The organism is Legionella genomosp. 1 (genome assembly GCF_900640215.1).
In the GTDB taxonomy this organism is placed as follows: domain Bacteria; phylum Pseudomonadota; class Gammaproteobacteria; order Legionellales; family Legionellaceae; genus Legionella_C; species Legionella_C quinlivanii_A.
Genome location: NZ_CAAAJH010000005.1, coordinates 22,461 through 39,330, shown reverse-complemented (window position 1 = coordinate 39,330; position 16,870 = coordinate 22,461). Strand labels below are relative to the sequence as shown.

Here is a 16,870-nt window from a genome sequence, read left to right as displayed (position 1 = left end):
CCTTGAAATAATCCGGAATTGTAAAAGGCGAAGCCGTTTCTGTAAAGCTAACAGTTTTCTATGCTGTCATTGCGAGGAGATGTTGTTGGGTAAATACAGATAAACCGTCTTTGCGAGCGTCAGCGAAGCAATCCATATCCTAACTTCGTTCAAGGCTCGATCTGGATTGCTTCACTTTGTTCGTAAAGACAGCAGTTTATTCAAAAAACCGTCTTTACGAGCTTCAGCGAAGCAACCCAGTACGGTCGGAGTGCTTCACTATACAGCGCAGTAACTATCTGATATACATGCATTACGGAAGCAATACAGGCATCACAGTTTTTCCAACTAGCATTTAAGGACACCAAAGGTATGCGTGAATATCAACCCGCTATATATATCATGGCAAATAAACGTAATGGTACTATTTACACTGGTGTTACCAGCGATTTGCTAAAAAGAGTTTATGAACATAAGTTTGCTGAAGTCGAAGGGTTCACAAAAAGATATGGGTGTAAAAGTCTCGTGTACTATGAGCTAGCGGAAGATATCATGAGTGCCATATCACGAGAAAAGCAACTCAAAGGTGGATCAAGGCAAAAGAAGATAGAACTGATTGAGAAAACGAATCCCTTATGGGAGGATCTGTACTCCAAATTAGTTTAGGAAGAAGTGCGCAAAAATAGTCTTTGCGAGCATTAGCGAAGCAATCCAGATCCTAACTTTGTTCAAGGTTCGATCTGGATTGATTCACTTAGTTCGCAAAGACGAAAAGCAGACAGTTATCGCTTATCAAAAAGAGCGGCTTTCTGTGCTTTAGTCAAGCGCACATTGAGCTCCCAGCTGCCGTCTTCATTAATGATTTCCGATTTTACCGCATTCAACTGATATAAGCTGGCACGAAGTTTTGCCTGATCAGGAGCAAGACGCAGCATTTCATCACTGACCTGACCGTGCAAATGAATTGCAATTGCCTCGCGCAATCCATCAAGTCCAATCCCGGTTTTTGCGGATAGCCAGACTTTGCTGCCTTCCTCTTGCTGATCGACTCTGGGTGTCCACCCCTCTTGCTGATCAATCTTGTTAAAAACCTGAATGATCGGTATATCATCCACCTCAATTTCAGCCAGTACCTGTTCCACAGCCGCTACATTTTCCCGCCAGATAGGATCAGCAATATCAATCACATGCAGTAACAGATCAGCTTCCTGTGTTTCCTCCAGTGTAGCACGAAAGGCCTCCACTAACTGATGCGGCAGATCGCGAATGAAACCTACGGTGTCGGCTAGAATAATGGACCCTGAGCCAGGCAGATCGACCTTACGCATGGTGGGATCAAGCGTTGCAAACAACTGGTTGGCTGCATAGATTTGCTCACCCGTTAAGGCATTGAATAATGTTGATTTTCCGGCGTTAGTATAACCGACCAGCGAGACGGTCGGCATTTCTGCTTTTTGCCTGGCACGGCGGTTTTGATCACGGCTTCGCCTTACTTTTTCCAGACGTTTATTAATATAGCGGATTCGTTCACGCAGCAGCCGTCGGTCAGTTTCGAGCTGGGTTTCACCAGGGCCTCTTAAGCCAATTCCCCCTTTCTGACGCTCCAAATGGGTCCATCCGCGTACTAGCCGGGTCGACAAATGCTGCAATTGGGCCAGCTCAACCTGCAACTTTCCCTCAAATGTTCGCGCGCGCTGGGCGAAAATATCAAGAATCAAACCACTGCGATCAACGACTCTGCATTGAAGCAATCGCTCAAGGTTTCGCTCCTGAGAAGGAGAAAGCTCGTGATTCACCAGCACCAGCTCCGCCTTATGCTCTTCCACTTGCTGCTGAATTTCTTCTGCCTTACCCAAGCCAACATAATATTTCGCCTCAGGTACTGCTCTACTGCCAGTAACAACTGCAACCACCTCAGCTTTTGCTGAAGTGGCCAGCTCTTTAAATTCCTGTAGCGCTCTTTCTGCATTTAATTCAGGAAGAGCCAATTGCACGAGAATGGCACGTTCGCCAGCTTTAGGTCGTTCAAACACTCAGTACTACCATTAATCAAAGTCTTTATTTTATCAGTCTGCCATATTTTCATCTTCCTCACCAGTAGGAATTTTAATCATTCGGGCAGGAACAACCGTTGATATGGCATGTTTATAAACCATTTGCGTCACCGAATTCTTCAACATTACAACATATTGATCGAATGAATCCACAAGCCCATGCAGTTTAATCCCATTAACCAGAAACACGGACACTGGTACTTTTTCTTTGCGTAGTTCATTCAGAAATGGATCTTGCAGTAAGGAATTTTTAGACATTGCCCTCTCCTTATTATTATTATTGAGGCCAACAACACTCAATACTGATGTCGACCCCTCAAAAAAAAACTTTAATTTTTTTCATTACATCTGTTGTTGATTAAGTTACTATTTATTCGCCCGTCAGAATGACAGTATGAACAAATCGGGGCAGTACCCAACTATAGAAGGAGTTTTACATGCAATTTTCTAAAGAAGCGCTAGCTGGTCTGGCAGATAAATCACAGGATGCATATGCTGCACTTTTTAATGATGGATCCATAGATCAACCTGAAAACCACGCTGTAATGAATGAGCTGGACGAAGAAACACAACGTTTAATTGCCGTTAACGTCGTTCGTAACTGCCCGAAGGAGCAATTGAGCAGCCTCACTCCAAGAACTCAGGCGCTGCGCGCAACTGCAGCAAATCCCTTTGCCACAAAAATACAGGATGCTTATCACGTATTTGATCGGGTCAATGTTATTACAGATAAACCCCATATTGCTTATAAGGCCTGGGCACAAAACTTCAAGCCAGAAACATTTCACGCCAATGCTGATTTTGCCAATGAACTACTGGGCGATAATAAATCTCAACAGGGAAAAGCTCAGTCACTTGCTGAAAATACACCCGGTAACAATTTGTACTCATTAATAAGAAATGTAAAAGCTGCTTTCCCGGAAACCCCGGTAGTAAGGGGCGCTTTAGGCACTAGTAAGCATAGCTTTGCTCAACATGTTAAACGTGCATTGCAGGCAGCTGACCACATTGATTCTTTAGCGACTTGTAAAGAAGACAGCGAATTAGTCACGCATTTGGAGAAACTGACCAAGCATTTTGCAACTTATCCCAATGTCGGCACTCGACCTGGTATTACTAGTGCGAAGGAAGATCTGGCAAAACGCATCGCAGGCATGAATTTAGCAAATCGTGCAGCAGCCTGTAATCACTTAACTGCGCTTTGTCCAAAGGAAGGCTCTAATATATTTACTGAAATTGCCGACTTGGTGAAGAACAAGGTAAGAGCAGCACATGATCATGGCGACGACTCCGATTTTGAAATCTCTCGTCAAGGTAAAAACGCTGCTTCTAAATCCGATGCGCCCGACTCTCCTAAATCAGTGAATCCTGGAAAAGTCAAGTGCGGTATATTTGGAGGTTGCTCTACTTCTAAAGCCAAAGACGATGGCGCCTATTATTCTGACAGCGATACGGAAGAGGAGAAAAAGGGATCTTGCTGGAGCTGGGGTAGCAGCCACTAATCGGGTTCTTTGCTGACATTGTTTTGAGATATTTCTTACAGCAGCGTCATCATATAACCTTAGGAGTAAAAACCAGATTTAAGTATACTTAAATTAAAGGGATGACAGGGATTGTCTGACAGGAAGTCAGCGAAGGGACCAGCACATGGAATGTGCTTCGCCGCAAGGATGTGGCTTTTTCTTTTGTCTCAAACTGAATTATTTTTTTTAAAATTATCCATTCTTGATTATTCAATTTACCTTTATCAATTTTAAAGAACTTTGAAATTTGATAGCAGGCATACAGCATTCAACTTAAGAGAAATTCCTCATATTTTTAACACTCAGAGGTAAAAGGGTAAAGATCAACTCTCCCCTAGCCCTCACTGCCATTAAGTTAAGTTAAGATCACTTGTATATGAAACTGTCATCTACGCGAAAGGAGGGGATCCATCTCTGAGCGAGCCACAATGCCAACTGATGAATAGATTCCCGCCTTTCGCGGGAATGACAGAAGTCCTTAACTGAATGGCAGTGCACCTGGCACTCTCCCATCCTGGGAGAGTGGATTTCTCATAGATTTACGTTTATATGTGCATGATGAGAAAATAGTATGTGTGGCGGGATTAATTTAAAGATTATCCATAAAGTCCTCTCTCCCTCAGGGAGAGAGCTAGAGAGAGGGTTTTAAATCAATTTCAGCGATGAACACTCATCAAACATCAATATTTTCAGCTTCCAATGCATTGGATTCAATAAAGTCACGTCGTGGTTCTACCTGATCTCCCATCAGGCAAGTGAATATTTCATCCGCCGCTACTGCATCTTCGATACTTACTTGCAGCATACGCCGTACTTCCGGATCCATTGTGGTTTCCCACAATTGCTCAGGGTTCATTTCACCCAATCCTTTATATCGCTGTATAGTTTGACCGCGCTTGGCTTCTTCCAAAATCCATGCCAGAGCTTGCTCAAAGCTCTCTACAGCCAGGGATTTTTCCCCTCGTTTTATTTCAGCCCCTTCTTCAATCAGGTTTGCCAGTTTAGAACCTAATTGAATGATTTCACGATAATCCTTGGAGAAGAAGAACTCGGCATTAAGAATAATATGAGAATCCATACCGTGCTGAGTTACAGTAACACGAGGTAAATGATGATCACTTTCTGTATTATGAATAACATCGACAGAATAGTGATGGGTTTTCGCGCCAATCTGCTGTAAGCTCTGATGCAACTGATTAGCCCAATTATTGATGACTTCATGATTATTAAAATCATCAGCATGCAGGCTAGGCAGATAGGCAATCCGTTTAAGGATATCGGCACTGTAACGTCTTGAATGGCGTTTGATAATTTTTTCAACACGTCTAAATTGCATTACCAGATCTTCTAGCGCCTTGGATGTAATCGCTGGTGCATCTGTGCCTGGAGAAAATGATGCACCTTCAAGGGCACTTTGAGTTAAATAATCATTAAGCGCTTCATCATCTTTTACATATTGTTCCTGTTTGCCGCGTTTAACCTTGTATAGAGGGGGCTGAGCAATATAAATATAACCTCTTTCAATCAATTCTGGTGTTTGCCGATAAAAAAACGTCAAAAGCAGCGTTCTGATATGCGAACCATCGACGTCAGCGTCGGTCATAATGATAATACGGTGATAACGAATTTTGTCGGGATCATATTCATCAGGGCCAATTCCACAGCCTAAGGCAGTAATCAGAGTAGCTACTTCCTGAGAGGAAAGCATTTTATCAAAGCGTGCCTTTTCCACATTGAGAATCTTGCCTTTTAATGGCAGGATTGCCTGGAATTTTCGATCTCTTCCCTGTTTTGCAGATCCACCCGCAGAATCTCCCTCAACGATATAAAGTTCGGAATGCGCTGGATCTTTTTCCTGGCAATCAGCCAGCTTTCCAGGAAGGCCGGCAATGTCCAAAGCCCCTTTTCGACGTGTCATTTCACGTGCTCGTCGGGCAGCTTCTCTTGCTCTGGCAGCATCAATGATTTTACCCACAATTGACTTGGCAATTGCGGGATTCTCTAATAAAAAGTCATTTAATTTTTCGGCAACCAGTGATTCAACAGCCGCTTTGACTTCTGAGGAAACCAGCTTGTCTTTAGTCTGTGAAGAAAACTTGGGATCAGGAACTTTTACTGACAATACTGCGGTTAATCCTTCTCGCGCGTCATCACCAGTAGTGGTGATTTTAGCCTTTTTGGCAAAACCTTCATTCTCAATGTAGTTATTCAAGGTTCTGGTTAATGCAGCACGAAATCCTGCTAAATGAGTGCCGCCATCCCGCTGCGGTATATTATTTGTAAAGCAAAAAATAGTTTCCTGGAATGAGTCATTCCATTGCATGGCCAATTCGATTTGAATGTTGTCTTTTTCTCCAGTCAGAGAAAATACGATTGGCATAATCGGAGTTTTATTGCGATTCAAATGCTCAACGAATGCTTTTATACCCCCCTCATAGCGGAATGTATCCTGTTTTTGTGTTCGTTCATCAAAAAGATGAATACAAACGCCAGAGTTCAAAAAGGACAGCTCTCGCAGACGTTTGGCTAAGATATCATAATGGAATTCAATATTGGAGAATGTATTTGCACTTGGTTTAAACCACACTTGAGTTCCTGTTGAGCTCGCTTCACCCGTTGCGGTAAGCGGAGCATCAGGAACGCCATTACGATAGTGCTGTTCATGTACTTTACCATGGCGACGTATCAGCAGATGCAACTCTTCGGATAATGCGTTAACCACCGAAACACCTACGCCATGAAGACCGCCTGACACCTTATAGGAGTTGTCATCGAACTTACCACCGGCATGAAGTACAGTCATAATGACTTCGGCGGCAGATCGTCCTTCCTCTTTGTGAATATCCACGGGAATCCCTCGCCCATCATCTTTTACAGTGATCGACTCGTCTGCATGGATGCGCACATGGATTTCCTTGCAATGGCCAGCCAAGGCTTCGTCAATTGAATTGTCAACCACCTCGAAAACCATGTGATGCAGTCCCGTGCCATCATCGGTATCACCGATGTACATGCCTGGGCGTTTTCTGACTGCATCTAATCCCTTCAAAACTTTAATATTCGATGAGTCATAACTAGCATCAACACTCATAAAAGATTCCTCTACATGCCGTTGTCGCAAAAATGAAATTATAGCATTAAATCGTTCTTCTTTACATGCCTGGATTAGAATGTTCCGGATATTATTGATATTTAAGTCTATCTTCTTTGTTTCACGTGAAACATTAGACAAGGTTCTAGCGTAGAATGATTTCTTTACTGTCCAGTTTTTTCCACTGCTCAGACGGAAGATCATCGGGCTTAGCTGTAATAAAAAACTGATTAGGGGACCCACTAATATATTGCATTATATTATCGAGATGAATACGGTCCAATTCAGAACTTAGATCATCCATAAGAAGTATGCAGGATCTGTCTAACAAATCGATCTGAGCAAATTTAAGTGCCAGTAAGAGAATCTTCTGTTGGCCGCGTGAGAAATAAGATTTTGCCTTGAGGCTGGTATCTTCTGACTGAATGACAATGTCTGCATTATGAACTCCATACTGTGTAAATTGACGATAAAGATCACTGCTATAGCTTGAATCCAGTACTGATTCTAAGGAGCGTCCCTCAGTCTTCTTATCCCAACCTTTGTAATAGGAAACAGATGCATTGATTTGAGTTAACTCACTAAGCCTCGTATTGAATTGAATACGAAGCCTATCGAAATACCGTAAGCGATGCTGATGAATCAATTCCGCTAAATCACTCATTAGCTTATTCCATGGATAAAGCAATTCAGGCCTGGCTGATTGCTTAAGTAAGGCATTACGTTGTTTTAAAGCCTGATGATAATCCCTCCAAACTTGAAAATAGGAATGTTCCACGTGAAACACACCCCAATCAAGAAGCTCACGACGATAAGAAGGTCCAGCATCGATAATTTGGAAAATTGTTTGATAGAAAATCTGACAAGCGAGGAAACTAGCTAATTGACTGGCAGACAAACAGGGCTGGTGGTTAATTCGGGCAGTACTGGTGCCACGGAGAATCTTTTTTATACTAACAGTTTGTTCATCTGAAGTTCTAGCAAAAACGATGGTTTCCCCCTGACCTAATGTAACCAGGCTAGCGGTTTCGCGTGTTCTAAATGAATGGCCAGTTGATAACAGGTGAATAGCTTCGAGAAAGCTCGTTTTACCGCTGCCATTCACACCGCGAATAATATTGATATGAGGATGAAGATTAAAATGTGAAGAATCGAAATTACGTAAGTGATGAATTGATAATTCGGCTAGCTTCATAACTTCATAGGCATAATGATATATTGATAATATTCGTCAGTCAGTGATTCAACCAAAATACTTCTATCGGTATTGGACATGGATAAACGAACATGACTATCTGAAATGAAATTTAAAACATCAAGTAAGTAACTCGCATTAATCCCGATTTTTAATTCACTGCCATCGACTTGGGCTTCCAATTGCTCACGCGCCTCCTCCTGTTCCTGATTATTAGCAATCAAGGTTATACCGGCGCCGGGCTGAATATGCATCAAAACCGCACGTGACTTTTCATGTGCAAGAATGACTATGCGCGACAAAGCTCGCTTCAAGGGATCTTTTTCTATAAGCACGAATTTATCATTATCCACAGGAATCGCTTTCATGTAGGGAGGGTAACGCGCTTCTATCAATTTTGAAGTAAAGGAATAAACAGAGGTGTTCAGTCGAAAATGTGACTTGCCCGCCATTACAGTAACGGTCTCGTCTTCAATCGAATTCAGCAGACGCAGCATTTCCTGAATACCCTTTCTTGGAAGTAAAAATCGCTGGTCACTAATACCTGTATCACATTCATACTTGCAAATAGCCATTCGATGACCATCGGTGGCAACGCTGGTAATTAATGAAGGATCGACATTGAATAAAAGACCATTCAGAAAAATCCGCACATCTTGCTGAGACATTGCAAAATGAGTCGATTGAAAAAGATGGATTAGGGCTGTTCGTGCAATAGAAAACTGGAATTCTGATTGTTCCTGATTGCAAGCAGGAAATTGCTCAGCTGGCAAGGTAGCCAGCTTGAACTGGCTGCGACCCGACTTAATCAACAGCGCATTGGTCTGAAGGCTGATAGTAGGCCTGGCATCGTCATCAAGAGAACGGATTATATCAATAAACTTTTTTGCGGGAACGGTCAGTTTGCCGCCAGGAACTTCTGAAGTGCAGTCAAGAGTCGAGGCAATTTCCATTTCAAGATCAGTTGCCGTCAGAGTTAACTGATTATTGTCAACACCTAGTAAAATATTGGACAAAATAGCAAGGCTTTGTCGTTTATCCACAGCCCCGGAAACTACTAATAAACGTGGTAACAAATCACTTTTTGCAACACTAAAACTTAGCACCTTTTTTCCTTAAGAAGACAATATACGCATAAGGTTTTTATAATCCTCTGCAAAACTGCTTTCATCTTGCAAAAGTTCTTTCACTTTTCGGCATGCATGCAGTACGGTGGTATGATCACGACCGCCAAAATGATCACCAATTTCAGGTAAGCTATGATTGGTCAATTCTTTCGCTAATGCCATCGCCATTTGCCGAGGTCGTGCAATAGAGCGGCTTCGACGCTTGGAAAGCAGATCCGCTACTTTTACTTTGTAGTACTCAGCAACTGTTTTCTGGATATTCTCGATAGTTACGAGCTTATCCTGCAGGGCTAGCAGATCACGCAAGGCTTCATGAACAAAATCGATGGTAATGGGTTTACCTGTGAAATGAGCATTAGCGATAACTCGCCGCAAGGCCCCTTCTAACTCCCTGACATTGGAGCGGATTCGCTTGGCAATAAAAAAAGCAACCTCATAGGGAAGCTCAATACTGGATTGCTCTGCTTTGCTCATTAAAATAGCAACCCGTGTCTCTAGTTCCGGAGGTTCAACAGCCACAGTCAATCCCCAGCCAAAACGAGACTTTAAACGCTCTTCCATTCCCTCGATTTCCTTGGGATAGCGATCACTGGTAAGGATAATTTGCTGCTGGCCTTCAAGTAAGGCATTGAATGTATGGAAAAACTCCTCCTGTGAACGATCTTTACCTGCAAAAAACTGGATATCATCGATAAGCAATGCATTTAAGGAACGATAAAATCGTTTGAACTCATTAATGGAATTAGTCTGCAAGGCTTTAACCATATCGGCCACAAAGCGTTCGGAATGCAGATAGAGCACCTTGGCTTCAGGATTATTTTTCAGAATCATATTGCCAATGGCATGCATTAAATGCGTTTTACCCAAACCAACGCCGCCATAAATAAACAGCGGATTATAAGCGTCACCCGGACGCTCGGCGACCTGCAATGAAGCCGCTCTTGCCAATTGGTTGGAATTACCTTCAACAAAGCTTCCAAAATGAAACTTTTTATTCAAATAGCTGTTCTTATAATCAGCCGTTTTTTTAGTGGCAGTTTTTACATATACCTGCTTGCTTTCTTCATTGCTGCTGGGGGAAGAAATATTGGAGTCAATCCCTGTCGCTGCCTGAGCTGTTGAGGGGGTAATAACAGGCTCGCTACTTCCAATAGCAATAGTCACTGAAGAAACCTGATCGCCAGCCAACTGCATAACCAGTTCACGAATACGAGTAAAAAAATTCTGTTTAATCCATTCAACGATAAATTTGTTAGGGGCTAGTAAAACTAAATGGTTGTCCTGATATTTAGCTTGTAACGGACGTAGCCATGTATTGAATAGCAGCGGCGGATACTCTTCTTCTAAAAGCTTAGCGCATCTCTGCCAAAGTGATACGGACACAGAACACTCCTCATAACAAATTACATTGCAACACTTTGCAATGAATCAACGTAGTACTGCCATTAGATCCATCCTGCTTGTGGCAAGTCACCCAACTGTTCACTGCCATTAAGTTAAGCTCAATTGTATAACTGTCCTCCCCGCGCAGGCGGGGAACCATCTCTGAGCTCGCTATAATGCCAACTGAGAAATGGTTTCCCGCCTGCGCGGGAATGACGACATTTTCTTAACGTAATGGCAATCACCCAAAGGGGGACGACATTTATCAGAAATATAAACACCAACGAAAAAGCTTATAAATAGCTTGCGTTGAATAGTAAAAAAAATATTGGGGAACCAATTATACCTGTAGATAATGAAAAAAACAGGCTTATCCACAAAAATTAAGCAAATTTTATTGAAGCCAAGAGATAGCATTCTAATCCGCTTAATCTAAAATCAGTACTGCCATGTACTTCTTATACCACCTAACAAGTCAATTCAGGTACCCTCGCCCCTCAGTACATATTGAGGACAGCTTAAATATATCCCACACAATAATTCGCCGTTAGAACAAGTCAGTTCTCAAGAAATTTAGCTAATTCGACAAGCGGCTCTCCTTGTAATCGTACTGGAATTGAATCGGGTCGAAAAACACAATTCAGGCTGGTATAAAAATTTACTGCCTGTTCATTCCAGGAAAAGGTGTGCCATTCCAGGCGACAACATTCATTATCAAGCGCAATTTGAGCAAGCCTGGATAAAAGAAGTGTGCCAAGTCGATGATGTCGATGCTCTTCTGAAATAAACAGATCCTCCAGATACAGAGCCCGCGCCCCAACCGAAACGGAATAAGTATAATGATATATGGCCAGACCGGCGACGGCATTGTTTTCCTCAGCCACCAATAGCGAAATATACTGCTTTTCAAAGACATGATCTACCAGCTTTTCACGAGTCAGACCATTGTTCTGGGGTAGTTTTTCTTCAAAAACAGCTAACTCTTTAAGAAGCGACAAAATGGGATCAATGTCGTTTATCTCAGCATCTCTTATTTTAATACTCATAAATGAACATAAAACAGCGAACTTTGAATGACTGTACGATAATAATAATAGTTTGTATATATGGGGCTATAAAATCTGTGTATAAAGTTGAATGAAATGAGCCTGAAAACTGATGTCACTAATATACCAACAAAGCATTCCTGTGAAGATCAAGGTTTATAAACAAGATAGATGTTTAATTAAACTCATGATTTTATTTAAATTTATTGAGTTATCAACAGATCTTGTGTCTCTATATAATAAACACAAAAGATAAACTATATAATTTTTTTATTATTTACAGCCGACCACAAACAAAACAGGGATTTGACAGAATAATTAAAGTCCACTATCATTGCCCACCTCTAAATCCTAAAGATCCGGTTTATTATGAAAAGAACTTTTCAACCCAGTAATTTGAAACGCAAGCGTGATCACGGTTTTCGTCAACGCATGTCAACTCGAGGTGGTCGTCTGGTATTAAAGCGTCGTCGAGCCAAAGGACGTAAACGTTTATCTGCCTAAGTGTATCGATTCACCAGAGCACGCCGGTTAACCAACAAAAAAGAGTTTAATCGCGTGTTTAGTCAGGCTAACAAGACTGTAACATCGGATTTTGTAATACTTCATTGCAAAAATTCTGAGCAGTCTGCACGGATTGGGTTTGCCCTATCAAAAAAAGCAATACCGCAAGCCTGCCATCGAAATCGCCTGAAGCGCCTGTTACGCGAAAGTTTCAGGCACAGCAGCCTGCCAGCTGTGGATATTGTAATTTTGGCGCGTCCTGGTGTAATTAATTCAAGCAATGAGTCAATTTGTACAAAACTGGGTTCAGCATGGGAAAAACTAACCAAATTTTACGCCAGTTAGCTGGAATACCAATCAAGCTGTATCAATTGCTCATTCGACCTGTTATGCGCCCATGCTGCCGGTTTTATCCGAGCTGTTCTGACTATGCCCTCTCAGCAATTCAACAATTTGGCATTTGCAAAGGAATATGGTTCGCCATAGGCCGCTTGTTACGCTGCCATCCTTGGGCTGATGGAGGATTTGATCCTGTATTACCGAAAGAAGAGAAACCTTAATGGATACCCGACGAATCGTGTTATACGCAGCCCTAGCGCTGATAATTTATACCTTATGGACCAATTGGCAAATGGACTATCCTGCACCGCAACCTCTAAGCGCTGCCAATACATCCACTTCCAGCGGCAATAAACTGCTGCCCAATATACCGGGAACTGAAAGTAATACTTCCGGTTCAGCAATTAAAGAACAAGGCGTTTCCTCTGCTAATGAAAAAACCGGGCAATTAATCCATGTAAAAACCGATGTGTTTAACATGATGATTGATACCCGGCAAGGAGATGTCGTCCGTGCTAACTTGCTGAATTACCCGGTTAGTGTTTCCGAGCAGGATAAGCCGATCACCATTCTGAACGAGCAACCCGACCAGCAGTATGTTGCGAACAGCAGCTTGTTTATTCATGACGGCAAACAGATCGATACTCTCGATTTGAATTACACGACTGCCAGTAATAATTATCAGATGGAACCTGGGCAAAACAGTTTAGTAGTCACACTGGAAGGTGAAACCACTAATGGTTTGAAAGTGAAAAAAACATTTACTTTCACTCGGGGTAGTTATCTGATTAATGTTGCCTATGTTATCAGCAATCAGGGGAATGAACCCTGGAAAGGCTATATGAACACGCAGTTGCTGCGGTCAACTCCTGAAGAAGATAAATCCAGCATGTTTCATGTAGGTTCATACACAGGCGCCTCCTATTCTATACCCGGACAGTCGAAATATAAGAAAGTCAGCTTCAAGGATATGGACAAGAATAATTTGAATGCGCAGGCTGATGGCGGCTGGATTGCTATGCAGCAGCATTATTTTTTAAGCTCCTGGATTCCAGCTAAAGAAGCTAAAAATACAATTTACACCCGTGCTTCAGCGGGAGATTACACAATTGGTTCAGTAAGTCCGGCAATACATGTGAAGCCTGGTGAGTCAGAGAATATAGCCGCGGGCTTATACGTTGGTCCCGAAAATACTGAGGTACTCCAGGGAATAGCACCTGGGCTTGAGCTGACAGTGGACTATGGCTGGTTATGGTTTTTATCCTCTATCCTGTTTTCCATAATGAAGGCTATTCATTCGGTGATAGGCAATTGGGGATGGTCTATTGTACTGGTTACAGTACTAATCAAACTGGCTTTTTACCGATTGTCAGCAAGCAGTTACAAATCGATGGCTGGTATGCGCAAACTTCAGCCTAAATTACAGGCTTTGCGGGAACGATATGGCGATGATAAAGCCAAACTGAGCCAGGCTACGATGGAGCTTTATCGTGGGGAACAGGTGAATCCTTTAGGAGGTTGCTTACCTATCCTGGTCCAGATTCCTGTCTTTATCGCTCTATACTGGGTATTGCTTGAAAGTGTTGAATTACGCCAGGCTCCCTTTATGTTCTGGATCAAGGACTTGTCAGCGGCTGATCCCTATCATGTACTGCCCATAATTATGGGAGCTACCATGCTGATTCAGCAAAGACTCAACCCTGCTCCTCCCGATCCGACCCAGGCCAAAGTGATGATGTTTTTACCAGTATTATTTACCGCGCTGTTCTGGAGTTTTCCTGCTGGCCTGGTTTTATACTGGATTGTGAATAATACACTGTCAATTTTGCAGCAATGGTATATCACCCGTAAGTACAGTGATGATAAACCGGTCAATAAAAAAATGGTTACCGTCAAGTAAATGAATAATGACAGCATAGTTGCTATAGCCACTCCTCCTGGTCGCGGAGGAGTGGGTATTGTTCGAGTTTCCGGGCCTCTCGCTTATGAAATTGGACTTAAGCTAAGCGGTCAAAATCAATTAATCCCCCGTCAGGCCACTTATACCAGTTTCTATAATTTGAATCAGGAAATAATCGACCAGGGGCTGATTCTTTATTTTAAAAACCCTCATTCGTTTACCGGTGAAGAAGTGGTTGAGTTTCAGGGACATGGTTCTCCAGTAGTTCTGGATTATCTGGTAAATGAATGCCTTGCATGTGGTGCAAGACTTGCCCGCCCGGGCGAGTTTTCCGAACGGGCTTTTTTAAATGATAAAATTGATCTAACTCAGGCAGAAGCCATTGCTGATCTGATTCATGCCAGTACCCTAACTGCTGCGAGGATGGCAGTTCGTTCTCTTCAGGGTGAGTTTTCTAAAAAAATCCATGCATTAAACGAGCAGATTATTCATTTGAGGATGTATGTCGAAGCTGCAATTGATTTTCCCGAGGAAGAAGTGGATTTTCTCAGTGACGGAAAAATTTTACAAAAATTGCAATCGATTCTTGCTGAATTACAATCCCTGCGTGCCAATGCCAATCAGGGGGCTCTTTTAAGAGAGGGCCTTTCAATCGTAATAGTTGGCAAGCCCAATGCGGGTAAGTCAACATTAATAAATCATTTAGCTGGACGGGAAGTGGCAATCGTTACTGATATTGCTGGTACCACCCGTGACATCATGCGAGAAGAAGTATTACTGGATGACTTGCCTGTACATTTTATCGATACTGCCGGTCTTCGTGAAAGTGAAGATATCGTGGAGCAGGAAGGAATAAAGCGCGCCTGGCAGGCAGTCAGACAGGCTGATTGTGTACTAATGATTATGGATATATCCACTGATCATGCAGACTGTACCATTAGTGATGAAGTCAGAGCTAATCTTCCGCAGGCGGTTCCTCTGGTAAAAGTGTTTAATAAAATTGACCTCAATCCATCCGCTTTACCTGACAAAGATGCTATCTACATTTCAGCGAAATCAGGGCAAGGGATTGAGGCATTAAAAACAAAAATAAAAACTATTGTCGGCTATCAGGCATCTGAAGGCCAATTCATCGCCCGCAGGAGACATTTGCAAGCGCTCGAACAAGCTCATCAATTCCTAATCAAAGGCCTGGATCAATTAGTCAATATCAAAGCAGGTGAACTGCTGGCAGAAGATTTGCGGCTGGCTCATCTGCGGTTATGCGAAATTACCGGTGAGTTCAGTTCCGATGATTTGCTAGGAAAAATATTTTCCAGTTTTTGTATTGGCAAATAAAATACGATTGTTCTTACTTCTCCTAACCCGGCTAAACTATAGTAATAAAGAGTAATAAGGATGCGTAATGAAAACTCGGCCGGTCTATATTGCAGGGGGTATTCGTACCCCTTTCGTAAAATCAATGGGAAGTTATAGTGACGTAAGCACTCAGGAGCTTATGATTGCCTCTCTTCAGGCATTGGTTAAAAAATTCAAACTGGAAAATCAGCTGGTTGGTGATGTAGCTCTTGGAGCGGTGATTACCAGCCCTTTTAACTGGAATTTATCACGAGAATGTGTGCTCGGAAGCAGTTTAAATCCGGCAACACCGGGCTATACCTTGCAACGCGCCTGCGGTACCAGTCTGGAAGCCAGTCTGCAGATTGCTCTCAAAATTGCCAACTATCAGATAGAAGATGGAATTGCCGGCGGTGTCGACACCAACAGCGATTTTCCGGTGATGCTTCCGAGCTCCTTTAGTTTGAAACTAACGCAGCTTAAACAGGCGAAGGATTTTTCTTCAAAGCTTAAAGCTTTGCTGGCGTTCAGGCCTTCTGATTTAAGTCCCCAATATCCGGGGGTTGTCGAACCAAGAACAGGGCTATCAATGGGACAGCACACCGAAAAAATGGTCAAGGAATGGCAGATTAGCAGGGAAGCACAGGATGAGTTGACCCTGTTAAGTCATCAGCATGGTGCAAAGGCTTATGAGGAAGGATTTTATGATGATTTGGTTTTAGAATATATGGGATTAAAAAAAGACGGTATTTTACGAAGTAATGCGTCTTTTGAAACGTTAGCCAGATTAAAGCCGGTTTTTGATACGACCAGTGGAAAGGGCAGTCTCACTGCCGGAAACAGCACTCCGCTTACGGATGGATCATCTGCTGTTTACCTGCTTTCTGAAAGCCGCGCCAAAGAATTGCATCAACCCATACTGGCTCGTTTTGTGGATGCTGAGGTCGCTGCGGTCAATTTTGTTGCCGGTGAAGGCTTACTCATGGCGCCTACCATTGCGGTGAGTGAGTTATTGAAACGCAATCGTTTAACGCTTCAGAGCTTTGACTTTTATGAAATACATGAGGCATTCGCCGGGCAAGTTCTTTGTACTTTGAAAGCCTGGGAATCTGCGGAGTATTGCAAGCGGGTTTTATCCAGAAACAGTCCAATGGGTTCGATTGATCGCTCACTGTTGAATATTAAGGGGGGCAGTGTTGCTTTAGGCCATCCATTTGCGGCAACAGGAACCCGGATAGTAGCCAGTCTTGCCAAGATGCTGCATCAAAAAGGCAGTGGCCGCGGTTTAATTTCAATCTGTACCGCTGGGGGTATGGGGGTTGCGGCAATTCTCGAAGCAAGCTGAGTTAATCCGTAAAATATCAATTGTTTTTCTATCGGCAGATTGAAAA

General features: G+C 42.7%; 15 protein-coding genes. 8 read left to right on the top strand and 7 right to left on the bottom strand.

Going from position 1 to position 16,870, the window contains the following annotated elements:
• The first annotated feature begins 351 nt into the window (after positions 1 to 351).
• Entirely contained in the window at positions 352 to 645 is a 294-nt protein-coding gene (locus E1O89_RS06530) for a GIY-YIG nuclease family protein (RefSeq protein WP_133139460.1), read from the top strand.
• A gap of 116 nt (positions 646 to 761) precedes the next feature.
• Here the strand turns inward: E1O89_RS06530 and hflX are convergent, their stop codons facing one another.
• Both hflX and hfq read right to left on the bottom strand, forming a co-directional pair.
• The gene (gene hflX, locus E1O89_RS06525) at positions 762 to 2,012 is read right to left on the bottom strand and encodes a ribosome rescue GTPase HflX (protein WP_133139459.1); all 1,251 of its coding nucleotides are present in this window, start codon (positions 2,010 to 2,012) and stop codon (positions 762 to 764) included.
• A 33-nt stretch (positions 2,013 to 2,045) separates the two neighbouring features.
• A complete protein-coding gene (gene hfq, locus E1O89_RS06520; RefSeq protein WP_133139458.1) occupies positions 2,046 to 2,291 on the bottom strand; it encodes an RNA chaperone Hfq in 246 nt (81 codons plus the stop codon).
• 179 nt (positions 2,292 to 2,470) lie between these two features.
• Here hfq and E1O89_RS06515 point away from each other — a divergent pair, with 179 nt between their 5' ends.
• Complete coding sequence (locus tag E1O89_RS06515; RefSeq protein WP_133139457.1) at positions 2,471 to 3,535, top strand: hypothetical protein; 1,065 nt, start codon at positions 2,471 to 2,473, stop codon at positions 3,533 to 3,535.
• Positions 3,536 to 4,229: 694 nt separating this feature from the next.
• Here the strand turns inward: E1O89_RS06515 and gyrB are convergent.
• The 5 genes from gyrB to E1O89_RS06490 all read right to left on the bottom strand — a co-directional run bounded on the left by gyrB (position 4,230) and on the right by E1O89_RS06490 (position 11,398).
• Positions 4,230 to 6,647 carry a DNA topoisomerase (ATP-hydrolyzing) subunit B gene (gene gyrB / locus E1O89_RS06510; RefSeq protein ID WP_112218796.1) on the bottom strand — a complete coding sequence of 806 codons (2,418 nt, stop codon included), beginning with the start codon at positions 6,645 to 6,647 and terminating at the stop codon, positions 4,230 to 4,232.
• Between the two features lie 145 nt (positions 6,648 to 6,792).
• On the bottom strand, positions 6,793 to 7,842 hold the full coding sequence (gene recF / locus E1O89_RS06505) for a DNA replication/repair protein RecF (protein ID WP_133139456.1): 1,050 nt from the start codon (positions 7,840 to 7,842) through the stop codon (positions 6,793 to 6,795).
• The gene (gene dnaN, locus E1O89_RS06500; RefSeq protein WP_133139455.1) at positions 7,839 to 8,948 is read right to left on the bottom strand and encodes a DNA polymerase III subunit beta; all 1,110 of its coding nucleotides are present in this window, start codon (positions 8,946 to 8,948) and stop codon (positions 7,839 to 7,841) included. The genes recF and dnaN overlap by 4 nt, the downstream gene beginning before the upstream one ends.
• A gap of 9 nt (positions 8,949 to 8,957) precedes the next feature.
• Complete coding sequence (gene dnaA, locus E1O89_RS06495) at positions 8,958 to 10,352, bottom strand: chromosomal replication initiator protein DnaA (protein WP_133139454.1); 1,395 nt, start codon at positions 10,350 to 10,352, stop codon at positions 8,958 to 8,960.
• Positions 10,353 to 10,909: 557 nt separating this feature from the next.
• Positions 10,910 to 11,398: a GNAT family N-acetyltransferase gene (locus tag E1O89_RS06490; RefSeq protein ID WP_133139453.1), complete on the bottom strand. Its 489-nt coding sequence runs from the start codon at positions 11,396 to 11,398 to the stop codon at positions 10,910 to 10,912.
• Positions 11,399 to 11,767: 369 nt separating this feature from the next.
• Between E1O89_RS06490 and rpmH the strand changes: the two genes are divergently transcribed.
• The 6 genes from rpmH to E1O89_RS06465 all read left to right on the top strand — a co-directional run bounded on the left by rpmH (position 11,768) and on the right by E1O89_RS06465 (position 16,824).
• Positions 11,768 to 11,902, top strand: coding sequence for a 50S ribosomal protein L34 (gene rpmH / locus E1O89_RS06485; protein ID WP_028372496.1), 135 nt, complete (start codon positions 11,768 to 11,770; stop codon positions 11,900 to 11,902).
• A complete protein-coding gene (rnpA, locus tag E1O89_RS06480) occupies positions 11,903 to 12,247 on the top strand; it encodes a ribonuclease P protein component (RefSeq protein WP_133139452.1) in 345 nt (114 codons plus the stop codon). It begins immediately after the preceding gene.
• Entirely contained in the window at positions 12,214 to 12,462 is a 249-nt protein-coding gene (gene yidD, locus E1O89_RS06475) for a membrane protein insertion efficiency factor YidD (RefSeq protein WP_112218790.1), read from the top strand. The genes rnpA and yidD overlap by 34 nt, the downstream gene beginning before the upstream one ends.
• Positions 12,462 to 14,141, top strand: coding sequence for a membrane protein insertase YidC (gene yidC / locus E1O89_RS15420; RefSeq protein WP_165483085.1), 1,680 nt, complete (start codon positions 12,462 to 12,464; stop codon positions 14,139 to 14,141). Before yidD ends, yidC begins: the two co-directional genes overlap by 1 nt.
• Entirely contained in the window at positions 14,142 to 15,479 is a 1,338-nt protein-coding gene (gene mnmE, locus E1O89_RS15415) for a tRNA uridine-5-carboxymethylaminomethyl(34) synthesis GTPase MnmE (protein WP_165483084.1), read from the top strand.
• Between the two features lie 67 nt (positions 15,480 to 15,546).
• Positions 15,547 to 16,824: an acetyl-CoA C-acetyltransferase gene (locus E1O89_RS06465; protein ID WP_133139451.1), complete on the top strand. Its 1,278-nt coding sequence runs from the start codon at positions 15,547 to 15,549 to the stop codon at positions 16,822 to 16,824.
• Positions 16,825 to 16,870: the final 46 nt, after the last annotated feature.

Excerpts from the sequence above, each read along its gene's own strand:
- yidC (WP_165483085.1), top strand. The coding sequence starts at position 12,462 with ATGGATACCCGACGAATCGTGTTATACGCAGCCCTAGCGCTGATAATT.
- E1O89_RS06465 (WP_133139451.1), top strand. The coding sequence starts at position 15,547 with ATGAAAACTCGGCCGGTCTATATTGCAGGGGGTATTCGTACCCCTTTC.
- rpmH (WP_028372496.1), top strand. The coding sequence starts at position 11,768 with ATGAAAAGAACTTTTCAACCCAGTAATTTGAAACGCAAGCGTGATCAC.
- mnmE (WP_165483084.1), top strand. The coding sequence starts at position 14,142 with ATGAATAATGACAGCATAGTTGCTATAGCCACTCCTCCTGGTCGCGGA.
- E1O89_RS06530 (WP_133139460.1), top strand. The coding sequence starts at position 352 with ATGCGTGAATATCAACCCGCTATATATATCATGGCAAATAAACGTAAT.
- recF (WP_133139456.1), bottom strand. The coding sequence starts at position 7,842 with ATGAAGCTAGCCGAATTATCAATTCATCACTTACGTAATTTCGATTCT.
- gyrB (WP_112218796.1), bottom strand. The coding sequence starts at position 6,647 with ATGAGTGTTGATGCTAGTTATGACTCATCGAATATTAAAGTTTTGAAG.
- hfq (WP_133139458.1), bottom strand. The coding sequence starts at position 2,291 with ATGTCTAAAAATTCCTTACTGCAAGATCCATTTCTGAATGAACTACGC.
- E1O89_RS06515 (WP_133139457.1), top strand. The coding sequence starts at position 2,471 with ATGCAATTTTCTAAAGAAGCGCTAGCTGGTCTGGCAGATAAATCACAG.
- yidD (WP_112218790.1), top strand. The coding sequence starts at position 12,214 with ATGGGAAAAACTAACCAAATTTTACGCCAGTTAGCTGGAATACCAATC.
- E1O89_RS06490 (WP_133139453.1), bottom strand. The coding sequence starts at position 11,398 with ATGAGTATTAAAATAAGAGATGCTGAGATAAACGACATTGATCCCATT.